Raw genomic sequence first — 24082 nt, forward strand, 5'->3', positions numbered from 1 at the left:
GGGTGCGTGTGACCCGTCACACGCACCCCGGGCCGGCGATCAGCCCGCGAGGTCCGCCAGGGCCTCGTAACCCGAGATCTCGCGCGGGCTGCGCGCGCCCGGGCCCACGTAGCGCGCCGACGGGCGCACCAGGCGGCCCGTGCGCTTCTGCTCCAGGATGTGCGCCGACCAGCCCGCCGTACGGGCACAGGTGAACATCGACGTGAACATGTGCGCCGGGACCTCGGCGAAGTCCAGCATGATCGCGGCCCAGAACTCCACGTTCGTCGCCAGCACCCGGTCCGGACGGCGGTTGTGCAACTCCTCGAGCGCCGCCTTCTCCAGCGCCTCCGCCACCTCGAAGCGCGGCGCGCCCAGCTCCTTCGCCGTACGGCGCAGCACGCGTGCCCGCGGGTCCTCGGCGCGGTAGACACGGTGGCCGAAGCCCATCAGACGCTCGCCCTTGTCGAGGGCATGCCGGACGTACGCGGCCGCGTCGCCGGTGCGCTCGATCTCCTCGATCATGCCCAGCACGCGCGACGGCGCGCCGCCGTGCAGCGGGCCGGACATCGCGCCCACGGCACCGGACAGGGCCGCGGCCACGTCGGCGCCGGTGGAGGCGATGACGCGGGCGGTGAACGTCGAGGCGTTCATGCCGTGCTCGGCGGCCGAGGTCCAGTACGCGTCGACGGCCTTCACATGCTTGGGGTCCGGCTCGCCGCGCCAGCGGATCATGAAGCGCTCGACGACCGACTGGGCCTTGTCGATCTCGCTCTGCGGGACCATCGGCAGGCCCTGCCCGCGCGCCGACTGGGCGACGTACGACAGCGCCATGACGGCCGCGCGGGCCAGGTCGTCACGGGCCTGCGCCTCGTCGATGTCCAGGAGCGGTTTGAGGCCCCACACCGGGGCGAGCATGGCGAGCGCGGACTGGACGTCGACGCGGATGTCGCCGGAGTGGACCGGGATCGGGAACGGCTCGGCGGGCGGCAGGCCGGGGTCGAAGGCGCCGTCGACGAGCAGTCCCCACACGTTGCCGAAGGAGACGTTCCCGACCAGGTCTTCGATGTCGACGCCCCGGTAGCGGAGCGAGCCGCCCTCCTTGTCCGGTTCGGCGATCTCCGTCTCGAACGCGATGACTCCTTCGAGTCCAGGTACGAAGTCGGACATCAGGCGGCTCCTCGAGATGTGTACGACAAGGTGTGCACGGTTGTGCGGGTGCCGTGTGCACGGCGGGGGCGGTCACCCCGGTGATGCCCCGTGCGGTCGGTGGTCACCCGACCGCCGGGAAGGCAGGCACGATATCCCCTGCTGTATGAAGGCCACAGTGGCCCGACCCAAGATTTTGGCCGGTCCCCCCGATGCGGGGAAGCGTGACATCCGGCACAGTGCCCCAATTCGGCTCGGAAGGATTGGCGGCACTCCGTGCCGGGCAAACTGCGGCCTGCGGCAGGATGTCACCCGTGACCGACCATGCCGCCCACGAGTCCGCAGGCCCGCACCGCCCCGATCCGGACCACCCCGCCCCGGGCGTGACCGTCTCCGGGCTTCCCGCGCCGGACCCGGCCGCGACCGACCTCGTCGTGCCCGACCCCGCCGTCATGCGCGAGCAGTACCGCTCCACCCCGCTGGACGAGTCCGCGCTGGCAGGCGGGCCCATGGAGCAGTTCTCCCGCTGGTTCGCCGAGGCCGCGGCCGCGGCGCTGCACGAGCCCAACGCCATGGTCGTCGCCACGGCGACGACCGACGGCCGGCCCTCCTCGCGGACGGTGCTGCTCAAGCAGTACGACGAACGCGGCTTCGTGTTCTTCACGAACTACGGCTCGCGCAAGGGCCGGGAGATCGACGCCAACCCGCATGTCTCCCTGCTCTTCCCCTGGCACCCGCTCGAACGCCAGGTCGTCGTCATCGGCACCGCGTCCCGTATCGGCCGCGAGGAGACGGCCGCGTACTTCCGCACCCGCCCGTACGGCTCCCAGCTCGGGGCCTGGGCCAGCGAACAGTCGTCGGTGATCGGCTCGCGCGCCGAACTGCTGCGCCGCTACGAGGAGCTGGCGGCCCGCTACCCGGTGGACGCACAGATCCCGGCGCCCGAGCACTGGGGCGGCATCAGGGTCGTGCCGGACGAGGTCGAGTTCTGGCAGGGCCACGAGAACCGGCTCCACGACCGCCTGCGCTACGTGCGCACGGACGGCGGCTGGCGCGTGGAACGCCTCGCGCCCTAGGCGTATCGCCCTACAGCCCCTTCGCGACGTCGAGTGACGTCTCCACCGCCGCCGGGATGTCCGCCACCGGGAACTGCACATGCCGCACGGTGCGCTCCCGGTCGACCACCAGCACCGCGCGCTTGAGCCGCAGGGCCTGGCCGGCCCGGAAGGTCGGCAGCCGCAGCGCCGCCGCGAGCCCGGCGTCCATGTCGGACAGCAGCGGAAAGGGGATGTCCTCCTCCTCGGCGAACCGGCGCTGCTCGTCCGGGCGCTGCGTGCTGACGCCGCGCACGGCCACCCCCGCCGCGGTGAAATCGCCGTACGCGTCCCGGAAGAGGCGGTTCTCCAGGGTGCAGCCGAGCGTGCCGGGGATGTCCGCCCAGCCGTCGGGCAGGGGGGACGGCCGCCCGGTGGCCGGGTAGCAGAACAGGACGGTGGCCCGGCGGTCCACGTCGAGCGGGTCCAGGGCGACGCCGGTGTGGGCGGGCAGCGTCAGCCTCGGCAGCCGGGTGCCGGGCAGTTCGTGCATCCGGTGGGCGTCGGCGCCGTGCTCGTCGGCCGACGCGGTGAGCGTGCCGTCGCCGAGCAGCCAGCGGTCGGCCCAGTCCTGCATCGACACCAGCACGGGCAGCAGTGCGCGCCCGACGGCCGTGAGCCGGTACTCGTAGCGCACGGGGCCCTGATGGTAGGGGACCTTCTCCAGGACCCCGCTGGCCACGAGATGCGCCAGGCGCTCGGTGAGCACCTTGCGGGAGATCCCCAGCTCCTGCTGGAGCTCGTCGAAGCGGTGCCGGCCGCGTGCGGTCTCCCGTACGAGCAGCAGGCTCCACCAGTCGCCGACGACGGCCGCGGCCTGCGCGATCGCGCACGCCGCGTCGCGCTCGGGTACTGACCTGGCCATCGTCCGGCTCCTCCCGTTGGGTGCGGGGACGGGACCCCATCTTGCGCCATGGAGTGAGTTCCCGATAGAAACTCATCCTAAGTTCCCAAAGGAAACTCACTACTCGGCCCGCTTCGGCCGGACCCAGGGGGAGGGAAACGTGCCCATCGCACGGGCCACCGCATGGCGCACCTGGCAGATGACCAGACGCGCCTACCCATGGAGCTACGCCGTCGGCACCGTGCTGCCCGCCGCGCTCACCATCTCGCTCGCCCAGCTCGCCTTCCACGCCATCGGCGGCGGCACCGTGAACGACGACTTCACCGCCGGCGCCGACACCTACCTCGCCTACATCGCCGTCGGCGCGACCGCCTTCCAGTTCACCGTCCGCCTCATCCTCTGGTCGGCCAAGGCGCTCATCACCGAGCAACGCCAGGGCACACTCGCCGCCCTGCTCATCGCCCCCGCCGGACGCCTTCCTTACCTGCTCGGTCTCACCGCCTTCGCCGTCCTGAGCAGCCTCGTCGAATTCCTCGCCATCGGCGCCGTCCTCGCACTCCTCGGCATCTCCGTGCCCGTCGCCTCACCGCTCGGCGTACTCGCCGGGGCACTCGCCCTCATCAGCGCCGTTTTCTCCCTCTGCGTCGGCCTCGGCGGCCTGATGATCGCCGCGGGCGAAGCGCACATCTCGCAGAACACCGTCTTCATCGTGCTCGGCCTGCTCTGCGGCTTCACCTTCCCCCGCGACTACCTGCCCGCCCCCGCCCAGTGGCTCGCCGAGGCCCTCCCCACCACCGCCGCCATGGACGTCCTGCACGGATCCTTCACCGGCGGCCACACCCTCGCCGAACTCGCACCGCGGCTCGCCGTCTGCGCCGCCCTCACCGCCGTCTACCTCGCCCTCGGCCTGAAGTACCTGCCGCACGCCGAGGCCCGCGCCCTCGAAAGGACCCACTGACCATGCAGGGCATAGCCGTTCGCCGACTGCGCAAGGAATTCCCCGTACGCGACAAGGGGCTCTTCGGCCCCCGCAGCACCAAGACCGCCGTCGACGGACTCGACCTCGACATCCCGCCCGGCCGCATCACCGGACTCCTCGGCCTCAACGGCGCCGGCAAGACCACCACCATCAAGACCATCGCCACCCTGCTGCGCCCCACCTCCGGCACCGTCACCGTCGACGGACTCGACACCGTCACCGACGCCCGCGCCGTACGCCGCCGCATCAACCTCATCGCCGGCGGCGAACGCATGGTCTACACCCGCATGACCGGCCGGGAGAACCTCTGGTACTTCGGCCGCCTCTACGACGTACCGGGCCCCGCCCTGCGCCGTCGCATCCACGAACTCCTCGCCCTCGTCGGCCTCACCGACGCCGCCGACACCATGGTCGAGCGCTACTCCCGCGGCATGACCCAGCGCCTCGCCATCGCCCGCGGACTCATCAACGAACCCGACTACCTCCTCCTCGACGAACCCACCCTCGGCCTCGACGCCCCCATCGCCCGCGACCTGCGCCGCGTCGTGGCCGACCTCGCCGCCGACGGCACCGGCGTCCTGCTCACCTCCCACTACCTCGCCGAGGTCGAGGAACTCTGCGCCCACGTCCACGTCATCTCCGGCGGCCGCCACCTCGCCGAGGGCAGCCCCGCCGAACTCAAGGCCGCGACCGGCAGCCACCGCACCGTACGCATCACCGTCACCAACCCCGGCGACCGTGTGAGCGCAGCCGCCGACGCCTTCGGCGCCATCCGCGAACCACTCCCCGACGGCAGCCAGTTGATCACCCTGCGCCACCCGGACGACATCGCGGGACCGCTCGCCGCCGCACTCGTCGAAGCGGGCGGCTCCATCGGCGGACTCACCATCACCGAAGCCAGCCTGGAGGACGCGATCCTCACCCTCGCCGACCGCACTCCCGAGGCGGCACCCGTATGAGACGCGCACTCGAACACGCCCTGTGGATCTTCGCCGCCGAGACGCTCAAGCAGCACCGCAGGCTCTTCGGCCAACCGCTCGTCGTCTTCTCCATGCTGGTGTGGCCCGTACTCCAGCTCGCCACCACCTACTACACGCTGCGCCCCGTCGCCACCGCGTCCCCGGCCGCCGCCAACTGGCCGCTCGCCGACGACCCCGAACGGCTCCTCGCCTTCCTGGCCACCGGCACCCTCGCGTACGCGTTCTTCTTCTCTCTCGTCCAGTCCGCCTGGCACTTCTCCTTCGAGCGCACCACCGGCACCCTGGAGCTGCTCTTCCTCACGCCGGCCGGCCGCCTCACCCTGATGATCGCCAACGGCGCGGGCGCGCTGCTCCAGAACGCCTGGCTGCTCACCTGCTTCACCGTCGCCGCGCTCACGGGCTTCGGCGCGCTGGCCGTCTCCGCCTGGTGGATGTACGGAGTGGTCGTCCTGGCCCTGCTGGTCCCGGCGGTGTCGTGGGGAGCGTTCCTCAACAGCCTGCTCGTCTTCTCACGGGACTCGGCGTTCCTGTACACGATCCTCGACGAACCGCTCTGGTTCGTCTCGGGCGTACGCCTCCCCCACTTCGCGCTCCCGGTCGCGATCCAGGCCGTGGGCGCAGTCTTCCCCCTCACCGGCAGCCTGATCGCGGTCCGCGGCGCCCTTCTTCAGGGCCGCACGGTCACCGACCTGGCGCCGTCCCTCGCGGCGCTGGCCGCCCTGAGCGCGCTGCTGCTGGCCGGGGCGGCGGTGATTCTGCGCCTGGGTGAGTCCCGCGCACGCCGCACGGGCAGGCTGAGCCTGGCCTGAGACCTCTTGTGCAGGCCCGGGAACGCAGATTGTGTACGCCCGGGAACACAGACGACCCGTGGGCCTTGGTCCCTCCGTCCGGACGGAGGGAGCCGGCCGGACTTACCGGCGGCCCACGGGTCGGGTGACTGCTTGGGTTTCGGCAGGTGGCCTGCCGAGGTGCACAGAGTGCGACGGCAGGCCGTTAGCCCGCAGTCACCTCGCTTGTCCGGTAAGAAATCACTTCCGGATCACCTCCTTTCTGAGCGTGCCCCCAACTTAGGCAGCACCGGAGCCCCCATCAACCCAATTTCTATTTCTCTTGTCTGAGGGCGTACGCGTACCCGTCCGCCCGTTGTACGAGCTGCACGTTCCGGTACGACACGTTGAACCGGCCGGCCGGTGTGGTGAGGCTGTGGTGGCCCGTGGACCGGACGGCAATGCGGCCGGACCAGGTGCCCTGCCAGCGGCCCGTCGGGACGATCGCGCGGACAAGGTCGCCCGTGGCGAATCCCTGCTGCCGTTTGCGGCGGGGCCGACTCAGACGAGGGAAGCCGAACCGGTCCGGCGTCGTGCGGGCGTACGCCCCGCGTCCCACAGCCTTGACGACGTGGACCTGCTCGCAAACCCGGACGACGGCGGCCCCGTGCTCGTGGTCCAGGTGCCCGACCGAGAGGGCGTCGGCGGTGTGCGACTTGATCAGCCCCATGGCCTCGCGATTCCACTTCGTCCGGGCACCGGTCCAGAGATGCACTGGTAGGCCCGTGCCCCCGACCGCGCTGATCAGCTGCCTTCGCGTGGCATTCATCGCCGCCGCGTCCCGCAGAGGGGTCCTCGCCTGCTGGAGAATCCTTGTCAGACGCTCGGGGGCGCCGACAAGGAACTCCTCCACAGGCGCGGCGCCTTTGGCCTGGTTGCACGGAACGCAGGCGAGTGTCAGGTTCGACAACCGATTCGACCCGCCGCGGCTGCGGGAGCGGATGTGGTCGATGTTGAGCGGGACACCCGTTGCACCGCAGTAGGCACAGGTCCGTCGCCATGCGGCGAGCAGGTATTCGCGGATCTCGGTGCCGGCGAGTGTGCCCTTGCGGTACTCGACCGCATCGAGGCTTCTGCCCTCGCTCATCGCGCGGGTGTCGAAGGCGGCGTCCTCGATGTGGATCTCGGTGACGGGGGCGTACCGGCAGAGCCGGCCCGCCACCGACGCTGCGGAGTCGACACGATGCCTGAGCGAGGGTGCCAGCCAGCCCTTTGGGCGGAGACGGTTTCTGAACCGGGGCGCGCGATAGCGGCAGTTCGCGGAGCGACGCCGGCGCCGGTACCCCGCACGCTGCGTCATCGCCTTGCGAATCTGGTCGCCCCGGTGCCGGATCTCCAGAGAGACCAGGCCACGCCGTACCGTCACGGTACGACCCACCGCCGCGGCCTCCTGCTTGGTGTCGGTGATCGCCATGCCGGTGCCCTTCGATCCGGGATCGATGCGCAACTGCACGCCGGCGACGTCGGACGCGGCGCGGGTGCGGTCCTTGAGCCGGATGGTGAACGGCGCGTAGCGCGCAACGACAGCTCGTGACGTCGCCAGGAGTTCGCGAGCGCGGGCCGGATGGCAGGGCATGAGAGGGCTGCCGTCCTTGGCGAGGACGAACACCCGCCCCGAGCCGGTGCCGCCCTTGTGCGCATTGCTTTCTGCGGGAGCGTTACCGCTCCCTGTCTCTGCCTGCTCGGCGTGACGCCGCCGGGCTCCGGTGCTGATCCCGGCGGTCTCCCCTCGCCCATGTTCCCTGCCGGTGCCCCGCGAGGTGGCGGGGAGTCCGCGAGCCGTTTCGTCCCTGCTCCTAGGGGTGTCTGCTCCCACGGATTCCAGTGCAGGCTGCTGAGGAAGCACAGCCGGGTGGGTCTGCTCACCCACAGGAAACGTAGTCATCACGTGCACCATTCTCGATCTTGCGATCACGACGACTGGGGCTGGTCACTCCGAACGCGCTCCGAGGAAAGCTCGGCGCATGCTGGGAGCGAGTGACCTCACGAGTCCGAAATCACCGTCAAAGTACCTCCGCGTGAGTGGGCGTTGCGCCGACCCGACACCTGGTTCGCACAAACGTGTGATGTCGCTTCATGTGCCGCCTCCACGGCGAAGTCCACTGATAAGGGTCACGGGGCGGCGCGACGATGCAGCTGCTCGATCGGTTTCAGGCAGGTCTCCGGCCCCTGGCCGATTTCGGGGAACGGTGTGTGTTCTGTGTCACGTTGAAGTTGAATGGGCTGAGGTGCATCAGCACACATGGACACGTCCTGCAGGGGGTGCCGGGATGAGTGCTTCCAGGAGCGAGATCACCGACGCGGTCGGGTCTGGGGAGCCCGAGCCCGGGTCGGGCACCGCCGGGCCGCCCGGTGCGGACCTGCTCGCGGCGCTGCTCGACGGCATGGACGCCGCCCTGTGCGCGTTCGACGCCGAAGGGACCGTCACGCACTGGAACCGCGAGGCGGAGCGCATCCTGGGCTGGACCGCCGAGGAGGCCGTGGGGCGGCGCGGGTTCGCCGGCTGGGCGGTGCGCCGTGCCGACGCGGACGAGGTACAGGAGCGGCTGATGGCCGCGATGGCCGTGCCGGGCCGCCAGGTGCACGAGTTCGCGCTGCTGCGCAAGGACGGGGGCCGGGTCCTGGTGCGCACCCAGTCGGCGCGGGTGCTCGGCACCGACGGGAAGCCGGCCGGGGTGTACTGCGCGTTCAGCGAGGTGCACGCCCAGATCGATCTGGAGCGGTCCATCGCGCTGAGCGAGGCGCTGTTCGACGACGCGTCCTGGGGCGTCGTGCTGGTCGATGTGGACCTGCGTCCGGCCGTGGTCAACGCCGAGGCGGCGAGGGTCCTCGGCGCCGGCCGGGCGACCGTGCTGGGTCGGCCGTTGGGGGAGCTCGTCTCGCAGGGTGTCGAGGAGCTGGAGGGCGCGCTGCAGCATGTGCTCGCGGAGGGCGCGCCGCGCGGGCTGGTGGACCTGTGGGTGGGCGTCGCGACGCCGGAGGGTGAGCGCCGGCGCTGCTGGCGCAGCGGGTTCCTGCGGCTGGCCTCGCCGCTCGCCGAGGAGCCGGTACCGCTCGGGGTGGGCTGGCTGTTCCACGACGTGACGGACGTGAAGCTGGCGGACCAGGAGGCGGACCGGCTGCGGTTCCGGTCGGGCCAGCTGCACCGGGCGGGCCGAGCGGCCGCCGAGTGCGAGGACCCGCTGGAGGCGGCGGCCGTGCAGTTGGACTTCGCGCTCGCCGGGTTCGCCGATCACGCGCTGCTGGACCTGGCGGAGGACGACGGTCGGCGGCTGGTGCGTGCGGCGGTCTCGCCGGCGGGCGCGTCGGGTCCGTCGGCGACGGCCGCGGGCGGCGGGCTCCCGGTGCGGTACGAGCCGGGGCATCCGGCGTTCCAGGCGGTCGAGCGCATGGGATCGGTGCGGGCGAGCGCGGGTGCCGAGGCGACGGCGGGGGACTGGGCGGAGCGCCGTCAGTGGCCGAGGGATGTGGCGCACGCGCTGTGCACGGCGCTGCGCAGCCGGGGCCGGACGGTGGGTGTGCTGACGTTTCTGCGGACCGCGAACCGCCCGGCGTTCGAGCGGCCGGACGCGGTGTACGCGGAGAGCGTGGCGGCCCTGGTGGCGACCTCGCTGGATCTGGCGCGGGCGACGGAGCAGGGGGAGCAGGGGGAGCCGGCGCGGTAGTGCGGCGGCGGCGCGGGTGCGTACGGCCGCGCCGCGGCAGTGGGCAAGGGTCGCGGGCGACGACCCCGGCAGCGTCCTCCGCGGGGCGTACCTGCGCGTACGCGACGAGCAGCGCGCGGGCGCGCGGGCCGAGGCCCTCGTCCGCCAGGGCGATCACAGCGTCGGCGATCTCCTCGGCGGGGCGCGACACCCCCTGGCGCAGCAACTGACGCCCGTCGTCGGGCCGGCCGGCCGCGGTGAGCGCGTCGGCGGCAGCCGCCAGGCGCCCGGCCGGCTGGGGCGCCACCTCCCACAGGAGGGTGGCCCAGTCGGCGGTCAGCCCGCCGCGGTTGAGCTCGGCGGCGAGCTCGGGCAGCCAGGCGCGCGCGGCCGCGGTTGCGTACGACTGCTCAGCCGCCGCTTCAGTGGCGGTAGAAGATCCGGTCGCGGTACCGGTCCATCACCCGGCCGTTCCACTCGTGCCCGCCGTCCACGTTCCCCGAGCGCAGCAGCGGGGGTTCGATGCCGCGCTCGGCGAGCTGCTCGGCCGCGGCGGCCGTCATGGCCTGCATCAGCGCGCTGGTGACGACGGTCGACGCGGGAGCGAAGGGCGCCTCGATGCCCTCGTGGGTCAGCTCCGCGTCCCCGATCGCGATCTTGGAGTCGACGACGATGTCGCAGTGGTCCTTGAGGAAGGTCCCGGAGGCGTGGCGCGACGTGGTCTCCCGCGTGTACGCCACGGAGGTCACGCCGATGACGGTGAGGCCCAGCGCGCGGGCCTTCATCGCCATGTCGACGGGCAGGGCGTTCCGGCCGGACAGGGAGATGATCACGAGGACGTCGCCCGCCTTGGCGGGGCTGGAGTCCAGGACGGCCGCTGCGAGGCCGTCGACGCGCTCCAGGGCGGAGCCGAGCGTGGCGGGCATGACGTCGACGCCGACGGTGCCGGGCACGGCCAGCAGGTTCATCAGGGCCAGGCCGCCGGCCCGGTAGACGACGTCCTGTGCGGCGAGGGAGGAGTGTCCCGCGCCGAACGCGAACAGCCGGCCGCCCGCGGCGACGGCGTCTGCGAGGGCGGACCCGGCGGCCGCGATGTTCGCGGACTCCTCGTCCCGTACGCGCTGCAGCAGACCGATCGCGGCGTCGAAGAACTGACCGGCCAGCTTGCTCTCGCTCATCGCCAGGCCCTTTCCGAAGGGTGGGAGGTGGGTGGAAAAGTACGAGTGCGTGACGGCCCGGGAACATCCGCGCCGTCGATCACGTTGCGGTCTGGACCATTGTGCTGTCAATACCGGGCCCCGCCCGCGCGGCACGGTTGTCCGTGGGATGCGCAAGAATTGAGCTCGGGGCCGCAGCGCACGAATTCTTCGAGGGGCACGTATGTCCGGACTGATCGACACGACGGAGATGTATCTCCGCACCATCCTCGAGCTCGAAGAGGAAGGTGTGGTGCCCATGCGGGCCCGTATCGCGGAACGGCTGGACCAGAGCGGTCCGACGGTCAGCCAGACGGTGGCCCGCATGGAGCGGGACGGCCTGGTGACGGTGGCGGGCGACCGTCATCTGGAGCTGACCGGCGAGGGCCGCCAGCTGGCGACGCGGGTGATGCGCAAGCACCGGCTCGCCGAGTGTCTGCTCGTCGACGTGATCGGCCTGGAGTGGGAGCAGGTCCACGCCGAGGCGTGCCGCTGGGAGCACGTGATGAGCGAGGCGGTGGAGCGCCGCGTGCTGGAACTGCTGCGCCATCCCACGGAGTCGCCGTACGGGAATCCGATCCCGGGCCTGGAGGAGTTGGGCGAGAAGGCGGAGGCCGACCCGTTCCTGGACGACAGCATGGTGTCGCTGGCCGAGCTCGACCCGGGCAGGGACGGCAAGACGGTGGTCGTGCGGCGGATCGGCGAGCCGATCCAGACCGACGCCCAGCTGATGTACACGCTGCGCAGGGCGGGCGTGCAGCCCGGCTCGGTGGTGAGCGTGACGGAGTCGCCGGGCGGTGTGCTGGTGGGCAGCAGCGGGGAGGCGGCGGAGCTGGCGGCGGAGATCGCCTCGCACGTCTTCGTGGCGAAGCGCTGAGGCGCGCGCCCGGGTGACCGGGCGGCCGACCTTGTCGGGCGGTCCTGGAGCTGTGTGCTCCGGGGCCGCCCGCTGTGCGTCCGAGGATCTTTCGCCGGTGCCGAATCCGTTTTTCGACGGAATGGCAGCGGCCGGGCGAATCGCGTGCCACTCTGAAGCCGAGGCATATGACCACGGCCCGGGGAGGGGAGCCAGGGTGATGCGCCGCCTGCCGTACGTCCCGCACGTCCTGACGCATGTCCTGACGTGGAGGGGTCCCGACGCCCAAGGGCGCCGGGACCTGTCCTCCCCGGTGCTGACCCGGAGCCCCGAGCTCCCAGGGTCAATCCCCTCGGACCGTTTTCCCCGAGCGGCCCGCCTCCCGCAGGAAATCTCCCCTCGGCAGCGCCGTCCAATCCCTTGGTCCGGTCACTCGAACGAGGGGTGTTGTGCGCCAGAACCGCGTTTTCGAATGCAAGTTCGATAGTCTGGGCGTCGTCTCGACACGAGCCACTCGATCCCGGGGGAGAAAAGGGGGTGCCAGGCCAGATGGTGCGGCGCATCGACGTGACCGGAGTCGGCGGTGTGCGCCTGGCTGCCTGGGAGTTCGCGGACCCTCCCAAGGGGCGCGGGGAGCAGGAGAGCGCGCCCGGGGTCTTACTCCTCCACGGCCTCATGGGCCGTGCCTCGCACTGGGCGCCCACGGCGCGGTGGCTCGCCGAGCGGCATCGCGCGTTCGCCCTGGACCAGCGCGGGCACGGCCGCAGCGAGAAGCCGGCCGACGGGCCCTTCACCCGCGAGGCGTATGTGGCGGATGCGGAGGCCGCCGTGGAGCAGCTGGGGCTGGCCCCGGTGACCCTGATCGGCCACTCCATGGGAGCGCTGACGGCCTGGCAACTGGCGGCCAGGCGCCCCGATCTCGTCCGCGCGCTGGTCATCTGCGACATGCGTGCGTCGGCGCTGGGCGTGGCGTCCCAGCGCGAATGGGAGGACTGGTTCCGCTCCTGGCCGGTGCCGTTCGCGACGCTGGCCGATGTGCGCAAGTGGTTCGGCGAGGACGACCCCCGGGTGGAGCGCCCGAACCCGGCCCGCGGCGAGTTCTTCGCCGAGGTGATGGCCGAGCGGGCGGACGGCTGGCGTCCGGTGTTCTCGCGCCGCCAGATGCTCACCTCCCGCGAGGCATGGGTCTTCCACGCGCACTGGGAGGAGCTGGCGCAGGTCCGCTGCCCGACGCTGGTGGTGCGCGGCCTCGACGGCGAACTGGGCCGCGCCGAGGCGCAGGAGATGGTCCGCGTGCTCCCCTGCGGACAGTACGGGGAGGTCCCCGACGCGGGCCATCTCGTCCACTTCGACCGCCCGGAGGGCTGGCGTGCGACCATCGAGCCGTTCCTGGAGGGGGTCCTGACGGCGTGACGGCCCCCCACCGGAGGTGGTGGTCGGTCAGGGCGCGACCACGGAGCCCCGCGGCCTGCGCGGCCCGCCCTGGCCCAGGGCGTCCGGAAGGAGAGCTGCTGGCGGGGGTGTTGAGGTCCGCGGGTCCGACGTGGTGGTCACATCGGTGAGTTGAGGCGTATGGCGGACGAGTACGGCGCGTTGCAGATCCACACCGTGGAGCCGGTCGATGCGCGCACCACCGTGTGCGTCGTGCGGTGCGTCGGCGGCGTGGTCCGGCCGGGGCAGGTGTACGACAGGGGACGGCTGCGCCTGGAGGCGATCGAGTGGTACGGGCGGTGCGTCGACCTCGTGGACCCGCCACACAGCGCGAAGGTGTGGCTCTCGGGTGACGGTGTGGCGCGGCTGCGTGCCCGGAGCGTCATCGCGACCCACGGGCCCCGCCGCTACGGATACGTGGGTCCCCCGGACATCCGGCGCGCCGCCCAGGGCGCCCCGGTCGGGCGGGTGGTGCGGACGGCCGGCGACTTCGCGGCCTGGGTCGGGGAGCAGGATCCGCGCGACCTGGCCGAGCCGTTCACGTACGTCGTCGACGGCGAGGGGCTCCTGCGGCTGGCGCCCCGGCGCAGCGAGCACGTCGCCTGTGCCGGAGGCGCCGCCGTCGCCGGGGCCGGGGAAGTCGCCTTCCGGCGGACCGGCGACGGCCGCTGGCGGGCCGGCTACGTCAGCAACCAGTCCACGGGCTACTGTCCCGATCCCGACTCGTGGCCCGCGGTCGCCGCCGCCCTCGACCGGGCGGGCCTCGCCCGGCCCGGCGACGGCTTCACGCACGAGGTCGTCTTCCGCCACTGCGGCGCCTGCGCCGAGCTCAACGTGGTGCGCGAGGGCCACTTCGTTTGCGTCTTCTGCGACGCGGACCTTCCGGTCGCGTGACGCGTGACGGCCCCGGGGCGCTCAGCCCTTGCTCACCGCCGTCAGGATCTCCGGCAGGCGGGCCGCCGTCCGCGGTGCCGCCAGGCGCAGGCCCGACCATGTGAGCAGCGCTCCGTAGGCCGTGCCCGCCGGCAGCAGGAGCCACAGTGCCGCCGAGTCCGAGACGTGCAGCCAGATCGCCAGCGCCAGCAGCGGGGCGCACAGCAGCGCCGAGAAGAGCATGCCGCCGAAGATCGAGATCCAGGCGAGACCGCCCTGCCCCGGTGCCACGTTCTTGTACGCGCTGTCCTGCGGGATCGAGTACGGGAAGCGCGCCGACGCCACCGCGCCCGTCGCCAGCATCGCGCCCAGCAGCGCGAAGGACAGGCCCAGCGTCTCGGGCAGGTCCTCCCACCGGCCGAGGACGCCCGTCGTGACCACCGCCACCAGCGTCATGTACGGCATGGTGACCAGCAGCAATGCCATTGCCCTGGCCCGCAGTTCGGCGTAGGCGTCCTGGGCGGACGAGATCGTCAGCGCGACCATCCAGAAGGCCGACGTGTCCTGGCCGAACTGGTTGTACATCAGCAGTCCCAGCATGCTCGCCGCGAAGCACACCAGGTAGATGGAGCCGGTGCCCTGCACCGCGTTGAAGACGGGCACGATCATGCCGACCGCCAGCGACGTCACCCACGCCGCCTTCGTCTTCGGGTCCCGCCACACATAGCGCAGGCTGCGCTGCATGACCGTGCCCGTACGGCCCTCCGGCAGCAGCCGGTGCAGACCGGTCGACGACCGCGTGCGACGCGACGGCTCCGAGGCCGCCGCCAGGGTCGAGCCGTCCGGAGTGGTCATCAGCTTCGTCAGGCTGCGCTGCCACCACCACAGCAGGGCGGCCAGTGCCCCGGTCGACAAGGCGAGTTGGGCGAATGCGGTCCCGTACGCGCCGTCGCTCGCCGAGCCGACCGCGCCGAGCGCGGAGGCGGGCGGCACCCACCGTACGACGTCGGCCGCCGGTTCCAGCGCGGCCAGTCCGCCCGCCTTGCCGATGCGCTGCGCGCCGAAGTTGACGAACTGGAAGCCCACCGCGACCACCAGCCCGCTGAGCACCGCCAGATCGCGGCCCTTGCGGGAGGTCAGCAGCCGGATGTTGGCGGCGGCGACCGCCCGCGCCAGTGCCACGCACACGAGCAGCGTCAGCGGCACGGCGAGCACCGATACGGCGATCGCGCCCGCCCCGATCGCCAGGGCGAACGCGGAACCGACCGCCAGGCACAGCGTGAACAGCGGCCCGATGCCCACCACCGAGGTCGCCAGCAGGGCCCTCACCAGCGGCGCTGGCCGCAGAGGCAGCATCACCAACCGGGTCGGGTCCAGCGTCTCGTCACCGCTGGGAAAGAACAGCGGCATCACGGCCCAGCCGAGCGCGAGCACGCCTGTGAGCAGGACGACGACCGAGGCGGCGTGCGCCTCGTCACGGAGCAGGATCAGCCCGGCGAGCTGTGCGGCCGCGAACAGCAGGGCGCACACGATCGAGATGATGTACGCGGCCTTGCGGCCGGACGACTGGCGCAGCCCGTTGCGCAGCAGCGACAGCTTCAGGGTGACGAAGACCCGGGTCAGCGACGCGGTGCTCAACGCGCACCGCCGCCGAGCCAGTCCAGCGACTCCCCGGTGTCCCGGCCCTGCGCGCCCACGAGCTCCAGGAAGGCGCTCTGCAGCGTCGGCGCACCGCCCCGTACCTCCGCGAGCGGCCCCTGCGCGCGGATGCGGCCCGCGGCCATCACCGCGACCCAGTCGCACAGCGATTCCACGAGCTCCATCACATGACTGGAGAAGACGACGGTCGCGCCCGACGCGGTGTAGCGCTCCAGCACGCCGCGGATCGTCTGCGCGGACACCGGGTCGACGCCCTCGAAGGGCTCGTCGAGGAAGAGGACTTCAGGGTTGTGCAGCAGCGCGGCCGCGAGCCCGATCTTCTTGCGCATACCGGTCGAGTAGTCGACGACGAGCTTGTGCTGCGAGCCGGCGAGGTCCAGGACGTCCAGCAGCTGGGCCGCCCGCTTGTCCACCTCGTCGCCGGGAAGACCGCGCAGCCGGCCGTTGTACGCGAGCAGTTCGCGGCCCGACAGGCGCTCGAACAGCCGCAGCCCCTCCGGCAGAACACCGATACGGGACTTCACCTCGACGGGGTCGCGCCATACGTCGTGACCGCCGACCAACACCCTGCCCCGGTCTGGCCGGAGCAGTCCGGTGACCATGGAGAGCGTGGTCGTCTTGCCCGCTCCGTTGGGGCCGACCAGACCGATGAACCTGCCCGCCGGAAGCGTCAGATCGATCCCCTGGACGGCGACCTGGTCGCCGAACCGCTTCCACAGACCTTCCACATGGACGGCGGGCGGCGCCGTCCGCGTCCCGCCGCTTTCGTCGACTACCTGGTCCGGCATGGTCATTGCCTTTCGCTGTCCCCGTGGGTCCCCGTTGGTACGGGCACCAGCCTACGGACGACAACGCCTTGGACGCAGGTGTGATCCAGGCAGTAGCCACTGGTCAGCGTTGCCGGGACCGTGCCGCGGCCGCCTCCCTGCCGCAGGCGTAGGCGAGCGGGCTGATCAGCTCTTCGGCGTCCGGCAGCCACCGGTTCGCAGAAGTGGGCCGGCGCGCCCACTGCACCGCGCCCCGGCCGCCGATGCGCGTCGGCGGGGCCGCCACCCAGTGGCCCTCCCCGCGCGCGACGAGATCGAGGGAAGAGGGTGCCCAGCCGAGGTTCCGGATCAGCTCGGGGACCTTCACACAGGCGCCGGGGAGCACGAAGAAGAGCATCCGGCGATCGGGGGTGCAGGTCACCGGGCCGAGGGGGAGATCCATCCGCTCCAGCCGGGCCAGGGCCAGGAATCCGGCGGACTCCGGAACGCTGAGCGCGTCGAAGGTGCGGCCCGTCGGCAGGAGGATCGACGCCTTGGGGTGCTTGCCCCACAGCCGCCTGACCGCTGTGGCGCTGCCCGTCGCCTGGTTCGCCCAGTCCGGCCTGGCCGGATGGGCACCGGGCAGCGGACAGCCGGCGTCGCCGCACGAGCAGCGCTCCGCTCCGTCGGCGGCCTCCAGCCAGGTGCCGGGGAACACGTCCCAGTGCCGCTCTTCCGCGTACCGCACGGCGTTGTCCAGCAGCTGCTCACCTCGCTGGTGGGGGATCTGTGCGGCCTGACTGACTGACATGGTCTCTTCCACGACACACTCAACTACCGCCGCAACCTCGGGTTACGGGCCCCCTCATGGCGGGCCTTGGAGCATCGATCCTGCATGCGGGGCGCACGGTTGCACGGCCGGGGGCGCGCAGGGGGCCGTGGCCGCAGGGGCGGGTAGCCAGAGCGGGGAACCGCGTACGGAAGGACGGAAGGAGCCCCGCTCGACGCCGCCACGAGCGCGGTACGACGGCGAACACGACGCGGTACGACGGCGAACATGGAGCAGTACGACGGCGAACACCGCGCAGCACAACGACCAAAAGGAACCAACCCGACCAACTCTGCATTCTCCGTATATCAGCCGGGCAGTGATCAACGCATTGATCACGCGGCATCAGGGGGTAGTTCATGGCAGCCAGGCCTCTCGTCGCCCGACAGCCGAACGAACGGTTGCAGGCACTCATCCAGGAAGCCGGGTGCTCGAACGCCGGCCTCGCGCGGCGCGTCAACATGGTCGGCACCGAACGCGGCCTCGACCTGCGCTACGACAAGACATCGGTGGCCCGCTGGCTGCGCGGCCAGCAGCCGCGCGGCAGGGCGCCGGGGATCATCGCCGAGGCCCTGGGCCGCAAGCTCGGGCGTACGGTCACGATCGACGAGATCGGCATGGCGAACGGCAAGAACCTGGCGACCGGTGTCGGCCTGCAGTTCTCGCCGACCGTCGTGGGGGCCATCGAGCAGGTCTGCGAGCTGTGGCGGTCCGACGTGGGCCGCCGCGACTTCCTGTCCGGCTCGGCCGTCGCCGCCTCCGCCCTCGTGGAGCCGAGCCGCGACTGGCTGATCACGGGCACGGACGCCCAGGTGGCGCGCACCGCCGGGGCCCGTGTCGGCGCCTCGGACGTCGAGGCGGTACGAGCCATGACCGCGGCCCTGACCGAGCTGGACCACCGCTTCGGCAGCGGACACGTGCGGCCCGTCCTCGTGCACTACCTGAACAGCGTGGTCTCCGGCCTGCTGTCGGGGTCGTACCGGGAAGCGGTCGGCCGCGAACTGTTCGCGGCCGTCGCCCGGCTGACCGAGCTCGCCGGGTACATGGCCGTGGACACGGGCCAGCCGGGTCTCGCCCAGCGGTACTACATCCAGGCGCTGCGGCTCGCGCAGGCGGCCGGGGACCGCGGCTACGGCGGCTATGTGCTGGCCGCGTCCATGAGCCACCTCGCCGCCGAGCTCGGCAACCCGCGCGAGATCGCGCAGCTCGCCAGGGCCGCGCAGGAAGGGGCGCGCGGGCGCGTCACGCCACGGGTCGAGGCCATGTTCCACGCGGCCGAGGCCCGCGGTCACGCCGTGCTCGGGGACTCCCGGACCTGCCACGAGGCCGCGGCGAGGGCGGTCGCGGCGCTGGAGCGGGCCGAGCCGGACACGGGCGACGACCCGGCGTGGATCGCCCATTTCGACGAGGCGTACCTCGCGGACGAGCTGGCGCACTGCCACCGCGACCTGGGCGAGGCGGGGGCGGCCGCCCAGCAGGCGGAGGTCGCGCTCGCCGGCCATCCCGCCGCCCGCGCACGGCGGCGCGCGATCGGGCTGGTGCTGCTGGCCTCGGCCCAGATCCAGCAACGGGAGGTCGAGCGGGCCTGCCACACGGCCACGCGCGCGGTCGAGCTGCTGGACACGCTGCGCTCCAGCCGGGGGACGGAATATCTGGACGATCTCCAGCTGCGCCTGGATCCGTACGCGGGTGAGCCGGTGGTCCGGGAGCTCGCGGCGCGCCTGGAGCTGCGGGCGGCGTGACGGTGCCCGCAGGGCTTCGGGACCCGCTCGCCTGTCCGCGCGGGGCAGGAACAGCGCTCAGTGTCCGCATATTGTCACTGCTCCGGCACGCGTGTGCGGAGCGCTCCGGGCACCCGGTAGCGTGAACCGACGATTCCGTAGGTCCACATGTAGGAGTCCCGGTGACGCACAGCGGACAGGGTGACGAGCAGCGGCTGCCGGCCGCGCGGCCGGCGCACGAAGGCGTCGTGCTGCCCGCCGACGGCAGTGAGCCCCTCATACCCGGCGCCCCGGATGCCCAGGCGACCCCTGCGGGCGGCCAGCCATGGGGCGCGCCGTGGGGGCCGCCGCAGCACCAGGCGCCCGGCTCGCCCGGCTCGCCCGGCCTCCCGCCGACGGGCCACGGGCATCCGGTCCCGGGGGCGCCCGAGGGCCATGGCTACCCGGCCGCGCAGGCCGGCCCCGCCGGGCCCGGCACTGCCGGATCGCAGGCGGGCCTTCCGACGAACGGCTACGGTGCCCCCGGCGCGCCTGCGCCGCAGGGCCCGACCGGCTACGGGACGCCACCGAACGGCCCTGGTGCGGCGGGCGCTTCGGCCCCGCAGCCGGGCTACGGGTACCCCGGTGCGCAGGACGGGCCGGCCGGTTACGGCTACCCGGCGGCGGCGCAGGGCCAGACCGCCTACGGGACGGCCCCCAACGGCCCCGGTGGCCCCGGTTCACCGCAGCCGGGCTATGGGTACCCCGGTGCGCCGGCCGGCTTCCCGCCCGCACCGCAGGCCGGCCACCCGGGAGCCCCCGCGCAGGCCCAGCCGGGCTACGGGTACCCCGGTGCCACCGGGGAGGGGCAGCCGGGCGGCTACGGCGCTCCCGCCTCTCAGGGGCAGACGAACGGCTACGGCGCTCCCGCCCCGCAAGGCGGTGCCCCCGTGCCGGCGGCGCAGCATGGTGTGACCGCGCAGCCGCTGCCGCCGCACGACGGTCCCGGGCAGGCGGAGGGCGGTGCGGCCGACGACCGCACCCAGATGCTGCCGCCCCAGGGCGGCACGGGCGTCACCGGCGCGTCCGATGCCACGCAGTACATCGCGCCCGTCACCGGCGCAGCCGCCACGCCGCCCGGAGCCCTGCCGCCCGAGATGCCCGCCGAGTCGACGACCTTCCTCGGGACCGGCCGTGCGGCCGAGGGCGACTCCGATGCCACGCAGTACATAGCGCCCGTGCCGCAGGCTCCCGCCGGGGCGCCGTTCGGCGTCCGGCCCGGTGCGCCGGGGGACCGGCAGCCGCCGGCCGAGTTCGACAGCCTGTTCCGTTCGGACGCACCCCAGGCGCAGCCCGCCGACCCCACTCAGCAGTTGCCGCGCTTCGACGCCCGGCAGGGCGCCCAGCCGTCGGCGTATCGGGAGCCGGAGTACCCGTCCCGTTACGACGACGACGAGCCCGCATCGCGCCGACGGTCCATCGTGCCCGTCGTCGCCGCGCTCGTGATCGGCTGCGCGGTGCTCGGCCTCGGTGTCGGGGCAGTGATGTCCGGCGGTGAGGAGGACAAGGATCCCGCGCCGGACGCGAACGTCGCCGCCACGTCCTTGGCGCCGAGCGCGAGCGCGTCCACGCAGGCGGCCGATCCCGCCGAGCCGCAGGCCAAGGAGCTGGACAAGCTGCTCGCGGACAGCAACAACAGCCGTGCCGCGGTGATCCGTTCGGTGGAGAACATCAAGGTCTGCAAGAACCTCGACCAGGCCGTGACGGATCTGAAGGGCGCGGCCGCCCAGCGGCGCAGCCTGGTGACCCGGCTCGACGGACTGGCTGTCGACAAGCTCCCCGACAACGCCGCGCTGACCGCCGCGCTGACCAAGGCGTGGCAGGCGTCGGCGTCGGCCGACGACCACTACGCGGCGTGGGCGCAGCAGGTGAAGGGCAAGAAGGGCTGCAAGGACGGCAAGGCCCGGGTCACTTCGCACACCGCGGAGGGCAACCGGGCCAGCGGTGAGGCGACGAAGGCCAAGAACGAGGCCGCGCCGCTGTGGAACGTGATCGCCCGCAAGCACGGCCTGACCGAGCGCCGCAGCAACCAGCTCTGAGGTCCGACTCGGGGCGTCCGGTGCTCGGACGCCCCGACCGGGTCGGCCGGACCGGTCGGAACGGGATGTTCAGGACGAAAGACAGCCAGAGTGGTCGGGGCGGGACGGTCAGGACGTGGCCATCAGCGTGTCGCCCACGTCCACGAAGTCCTTGGCCTGGGCCACCAGCCGTCCGTCCCGCACCACCTGGAACGTCACGCTGCGGTTGACGATCCGCGGGTAGCCCGGTGCGCCGAGCATGTTCTCGTACCCCCACCGCAGGGGCGGCGTCAGGCCGTCCGTCGTCACCTCGAGGCCCTGGTCGAGGGCGTGGGAGATCCGGCCGGGGGTGATCTCGTCACTGTCGAGCGCGCGGATCACCCGCTCCAGCACGGTGTAGGCGATCCAGGTGGTCTGCACGCCGGCGTCGGCCGGGTCGATGCGGTCGTCCCCGAAAGCGTGCTCGGTGACGACCTTGTGCATCCCGTCCCAGCGTTCGTCGTTCGCATCCGGGTACCAGCTGGTGATGTAGGCACCCTCGAAGGGGCCCTGGCGGCCGCCGGTGCGGTCGACGAGGGGCTGGCCGACGCTGCCGATGACGGACGAGATGCGGATGTGCCGGCCGTCCTCGGGCAGTCGGCGGAAGGAGTCGAAGAAGGTCTCGGTGCGGTCCCCGAGCGCTGCGGTGACGCAGCCGGGCCGCGCGCCGGAGGCGAGGCTCGATGTCCAGGTCGGCTCCGCGGCCCGCTTGCGGGCCTGCTCGGCCTGCGCGGTGTACTCGGTGGCGTCGTCGGCCGCGAGGACGTCGGCGGAGGGGATGCGCCGACCTCCTTCCTTCAGGCCGGAGTTGAGCAGCTGCACGAGATCGTCGCCGTTGATGCTGTCGGGGCGTACGAGGGAGACACCGGCGCAGGAGTCGGCGAGCTGCCTGCCGTTGCCGGCGACCAGGGCGGCCTGGCCTCCGTTGACGGGGTAGGACAGGTAGCTGGTGAACTCCTCGCCGGACAGGCCGTATCCGCCGATGAAGGGGATGCCGGCGGCCTCCAGGGGGGCCATGAAGGAGCCGTACTGGCTGTAGGAGCCGACGACCGCCACCGCGCCCTCCTTGACGGCCCGTCGGGCGCAAAGTGCCGCCCCCTGAGGGGTGTTCTTCTCGTTGCAGGTGATGACGCGCAGGTCGTGGCCGTCTATGCCGCCGCGTGCGTCGGCCCAGCGCTCATAGGCCTTGGCCATCGCCATCATGCCGGGCATATTGGTGGCCTTGGTCTCCTCGGGGGCGAACGTCATGACGGTGACGGGCTCCCTGGAGCCCCCCGGATCTCCTTGGAGGACGCCGCAGCCGGCGACGAGGCACGCACCTGACGCCACCGTCGCCACCGCGGTGATGCAAGCGGCACGTACGCGACGCGTCTTGGAGGGGCGGGGGGTGAAGGAGCGACGCCGACCGGTCATGACTCCACACGCTTCCGCTCCCGGGGTAACAGAACAGTGAGCAGTCTTCAACGCAAGGTGACCAGAAGGTGAATTGCAGGGGCGGGTCCGGGTGATCGAAAAGGGAACGTACGATCGAAGGCGTGCAGCAAGGTTCGGTCAACCCTTCCCGTCGCGGCCGTCGCTCCTCCACCATGGGCGGCATGCCGCTCAACGACATGCCCTGGTGGCGCTGGCGCAGCAACGTGCGCTCGGCGCTGCACATGCTTTCCGATCCCGTCTTCCACCAGGAGTGCTGGCTGGCGGGGCTCGAGGGGTACGGCGACGTCACGGACGCCGTCTACCGCCTGGTCGAGGACACCTGGCTGGACAACTGGTCGGCCGAGAAGTACGTCGGCACGATCTTCCGCGACACGGAGGAGGCCGCGCTCGTGGACGTCGGCGTGCTGCGGGTGCTGCGCATCATGCACCAGGTCGGCGCGGACGCCCCGGTCTCGGCGTACATGGAGCACCCCGGCTGGCCCGAGGCCGTACGCGCGGCCCGCGACGCGCATGTGCGCCTCGCGTCGAACGACGGCGAGGACCCGGACACGCCGCCGCGCTCGCTGGACGTGCTGCGGATCATGACCCGGTCGGCGTGAGCGGGCTGTCCCGGGCGTGCTCGGACTGTCCAGGGCCGCGTCCGCTTGACGGACGCCGTCCGGGCCCGCGGGCCTTTTGTGGCAGGCTACAAGGATGACTGACCAGTACGTCCTCACACTCTCCTGCCCGGACAAGCAGGGCATCGTGCACGCCGTTTCGAGCTACCTCTTCATCACCGGCTGCAACATCGAGGACAGTCAGCAGTTCGGAGACCGGGACACCGGCCTGTTCTTCATGCGGGTGCACTTCTCCGCCGAGGCCCCGGTGACCGTGGACAAGCTGCGCGCCAGCTTCGCCGCCGTCGGCGACGCCTTCGAGATGGACTGGCAGATCCACCTGGCCGACGAGCGCATGCGGATCATCCTGATGGTCAGCAAGTTCGGCCACTGCCTCAACGACCTCCTCTTCCGTTCCCGTACCGGCGCTCTGCCGGTGGAGATCGCCGCGGTCGTCTCCAACCACACGGACTTCGCCGCGCTGGTCGGCTCGTACGGCATCCCCTTCCACCACATCCCGGTGTCGAGGGACACCAAGGCCGAGGCCGAGGCGCGGCTGCTGGACCTGGTGCACGACGAGAACGTCGAGCTGGTCGTCCTCGCCCGCTACATGCAGGTGCTCTCCGACGATCTGTGCAAGCAGCTCAGCGGCCGGATCATCAACATCCACCACTCCTTCCTGCCGAGCTTCAAGGGCGCCAAGCCCTACCACCAGGCGCACGCCCGCGGCGTGAAGCTGATCGGCGCGACAGCGCACTATGTGACGGCCGACCTCGACGAGGGCCCGATCATCGAGCAGGAGGTCGAACGCGTCGGCCACGACGTCACGCCCGAGCAGCTGGTGGCGGTGGGCCGCGACGTGGAGTGCCAGGCGCTGGCCCGCGCGGTGAAGTGGCACGCGGAGCACCGCATCCTGCTCAACGGCCGCCGCACGGTCGTCTTCGCCTGAGCGGCCTGAGCGGCCTGAGCGGCCTGAGCGGCCTGAGCGGCCTGAGCGATCTGGCCCGGCGGCCAGTCGTTTCCACAATGTCCCGTCTTGTCCACGAGCCCTGCTCTCCCACGGGCTCCGGCGCAGGAGGTGCCGCCTCCGCCCCGTTGCCCTGCGGCACTAAGGTGCACACACGCAGCATCGGCTCGCGATCTTCCCCG

Annotated in this window: 20 protein-coding genes; 12 read left to right on the forward strand and 8 right to left on the reverse strand. The window is 72.1% G+C overall.

Going from position 1 to position 24082, the window contains the following annotated elements:
* Positions 1-39: 39 nt before the first annotated feature.
* Positions 40-1149 carry a citrate synthase 2 gene (locus ACH5AF_RS08085; RefSeq protein ID WP_398900641.1) on the reverse strand — a complete coding sequence of 370 codons (1110 nt, stop codon included), beginning with the start codon at positions 1147-1149 and terminating at the stop codon, positions 40-42.
* A 431-nt stretch (positions 1150-1580) separates the two neighbouring features.
* Between ACH5AF_RS08085 and pdxH the strand changes: the two genes are divergently transcribed.
* Complete coding sequence (gene pdxH, locus ACH5AF_RS08090; protein WP_398901008.1) at positions 1581-2204, forward strand: pyridoxamine 5'-phosphate oxidase; 624 nt, start codon at positions 1581-1583, stop codon at positions 2202-2204.
* Positions 2205-2214: 10 nt separating this feature from the next.
* Here the strand turns inward: pdxH and ACH5AF_RS08095 are convergent, their stop codons facing one another.
* Complete coding sequence (locus ACH5AF_RS08095) at positions 2215-3087, reverse strand: winged helix-turn-helix transcriptional regulator (RefSeq protein ID WP_398900642.1); 873 nt, start codon at positions 3085-3087, stop codon at positions 2215-2217.
* Positions 3088-3226: 139 nt separating this feature from the next.
* Between ACH5AF_RS08095 and ACH5AF_RS08100 the strand changes: the two genes are divergently transcribed.
* Genes ACH5AF_RS08100 through ACH5AF_RS08110 form a run of 3 tightly spaced genes read left to right on the forward strand, consistent with a single transcriptional unit; the run spans position 3227 to position 5834 of the window.
* Positions 3227-4024, forward strand: a complete 798-nt coding sequence (locus ACH5AF_RS08100; protein WP_398900643.1) for an ABC transporter permease — start codon at positions 3227-3229, stop codon at positions 4022-4024.
* A 2-nt stretch (positions 4025-4026) separates the two neighbouring features.
* Positions 4027-5004, forward strand: coding sequence for an ABC transporter ATP-binding protein (locus tag ACH5AF_RS08105; RefSeq protein ID WP_398900644.1), 978 nt, complete (start codon positions 4027-4029; stop codon positions 5002-5004).
* On the forward strand, positions 5001-5834 hold the full coding sequence (locus ACH5AF_RS08110; RefSeq protein WP_398900645.1) for an ABC transporter permease: 834 nt from the start codon (positions 5001-5003) through the stop codon (positions 5832-5834). Before ACH5AF_RS08105 ends, ACH5AF_RS08110 begins: the two co-directional genes overlap by 4 nt.
* A gap of 292 nt (positions 5835-6126) precedes the next feature.
* Here the strand turns inward: ACH5AF_RS08110 and iscB are convergent, their stop codons facing one another.
* A complete protein-coding gene (gene iscB, locus ACH5AF_RS08115) occupies positions 6127-7461 on the reverse strand; it encodes an RNA-guided endonuclease IscB (RefSeq protein ID WP_398900647.1) in 1335 nt (444 codons plus the stop codon).
* Between the two features lie 661 nt (positions 7462-8122).
* On the opposite strand from iscB, the gene ACH5AF_RS08120 reads away from it, so the two are divergent.
* Positions 8123-9517: a PAS domain-containing protein gene (locus tag ACH5AF_RS08120; protein WP_398900648.1), complete on the forward strand. Its 1395-nt coding sequence runs from the start codon at positions 8123-8125 to the stop codon at positions 9515-9517.
* 401 nt (positions 9518-9918) lie between these two features.
* Here ACH5AF_RS08120 and ACH5AF_RS08125 read toward each other — a convergent pair whose 3' ends face one another.
* Positions 9919-10674 carry an SIS domain-containing protein gene (locus tag ACH5AF_RS08125; RefSeq protein WP_398900649.1) on the reverse strand — a complete coding sequence of 252 codons (756 nt, stop codon included), beginning with the start codon at positions 10672-10674 and terminating at the stop codon, positions 9919-9921.
* Positions 10675-10876: 202 nt separating this feature from the next.
* On the opposite strand from ACH5AF_RS08125, the gene ACH5AF_RS08130 reads away from it, so the two are divergent.
* From ACH5AF_RS08130 to ACH5AF_RS08140, 3 genes are all read left to right on the forward strand, one after another.
* Complete coding sequence (locus ACH5AF_RS08130; RefSeq protein ID WP_398900650.1) at positions 10877-11569, forward strand: metal-dependent transcriptional regulator; 693 nt, start codon at positions 10877-10879, stop codon at positions 11567-11569.
* A gap of 528 nt (positions 11570-12097) precedes the next feature.
* Positions 12098-12961, forward strand: coding sequence for an alpha/beta fold hydrolase (locus ACH5AF_RS08135; RefSeq protein WP_398901009.1), 864 nt, complete (start codon positions 12098-12100; stop codon positions 12959-12961).
* 159 nt (positions 12962-13120) lie between these two features.
* Positions 13121-13873, forward strand: a complete 753-nt coding sequence (locus tag ACH5AF_RS08140; RefSeq protein ID WP_398900651.1) for a hypothetical protein — start codon at positions 13121-13123, stop codon at positions 13871-13873.
* Positions 13874-13894: 21 nt separating this feature from the next.
* Here the strand turns inward: ACH5AF_RS08140 and ACH5AF_RS08145 are convergent, their stop codons facing one another.
* The 3 genes from ACH5AF_RS08145 to ACH5AF_RS08155 all read right to left on the reverse strand — a co-directional run bounded on the left by ACH5AF_RS08145 (position 13895) and on the right by ACH5AF_RS08155 (position 17068).
* Positions 13895-15490 (reverse strand): transporter, encoded by a 1596-nt coding sequence (locus ACH5AF_RS08145; RefSeq protein ID WP_398900652.1) that lies wholly within the window; start codon positions 15488-15490, stop codon positions 13895-13897.
* On the reverse strand, positions 15487-16299 hold the full coding sequence (locus ACH5AF_RS08150; RefSeq protein ID WP_398900653.1) for an ABC transporter ATP-binding protein: 813 nt from the start codon (positions 16297-16299) through the stop codon (positions 15487-15489). The genes ACH5AF_RS08145 and ACH5AF_RS08150 overlap by 4 nt, the downstream gene beginning before the upstream one ends.
* A gap of 103 nt (positions 16300-16402) precedes the next feature.
* Positions 16403-17068: a bifunctional DNA primase/polymerase gene (locus tag ACH5AF_RS08155; protein ID WP_398900654.1), complete on the reverse strand. Its 666-nt coding sequence runs from the start codon at positions 17066-17068 to the stop codon at positions 16403-16405.
* Positions 17069-17445: 377 nt separating this feature from the next.
* On the opposite strand from ACH5AF_RS08155, the gene ACH5AF_RS08160 reads away from it, so the two are divergent.
* Together ACH5AF_RS08160 and ACH5AF_RS08165 are read left to right on the forward strand one after the other, a co-directional pair.
* Entirely contained in the window at positions 17446-18828 is a 1383-nt protein-coding gene (locus ACH5AF_RS08160) for a transcriptional regulator (protein ID WP_398900655.1), read from the forward strand.
* Positions 18829-18989: 161 nt separating this feature from the next.
* On the forward strand, positions 18990-20885 hold the full coding sequence (locus ACH5AF_RS08165) for a hypothetical protein (RefSeq protein WP_398900656.1): 1896 nt from the start codon (positions 18990-18992) through the stop codon (positions 20883-20885).
* A 108-nt stretch (positions 20886-20993) separates the two neighbouring features.
* On the opposite strand, the gene ACH5AF_RS08170 is transcribed toward ACH5AF_RS08165, so the two are convergent.
* A complete protein-coding gene (locus tag ACH5AF_RS08170) occupies positions 20994-22316 on the reverse strand; it encodes an ABC transporter substrate-binding protein (protein WP_398900657.1) in 1323 nt (440 codons plus the stop codon).
* Between the two features lie 173 nt (positions 22317-22489).
* Here ACH5AF_RS08170 and ACH5AF_RS08175 point away from each other — a divergent pair, with 173 nt between their 5' ends.
* A complete protein-coding gene (locus ACH5AF_RS08175; protein WP_398901010.1) occupies positions 22490-22936 on the forward strand; it encodes a hypothetical protein in 447 nt (148 codons plus the stop codon).
* Positions 22937-23030: 94 nt separating this feature from the next.
* A complete protein-coding gene (gene purU, locus ACH5AF_RS08180) occupies positions 23031-23882 on the forward strand; it encodes a formyltetrahydrofolate deformylase (protein WP_398900659.1) in 852 nt (283 codons plus the stop codon).
* The last annotated feature ends 200 nt before the right edge of the window (positions 23883-24082 follow it).

Origin of the sequence: Streptomyces sp. NPDC018833 (assembly GCF_044390825.1) — a bacterium.
Classification (GTDB): Bacteria; Actinomycetota; Actinomycetes; order Streptomycetales; family Streptomycetaceae; genus Streptomyces.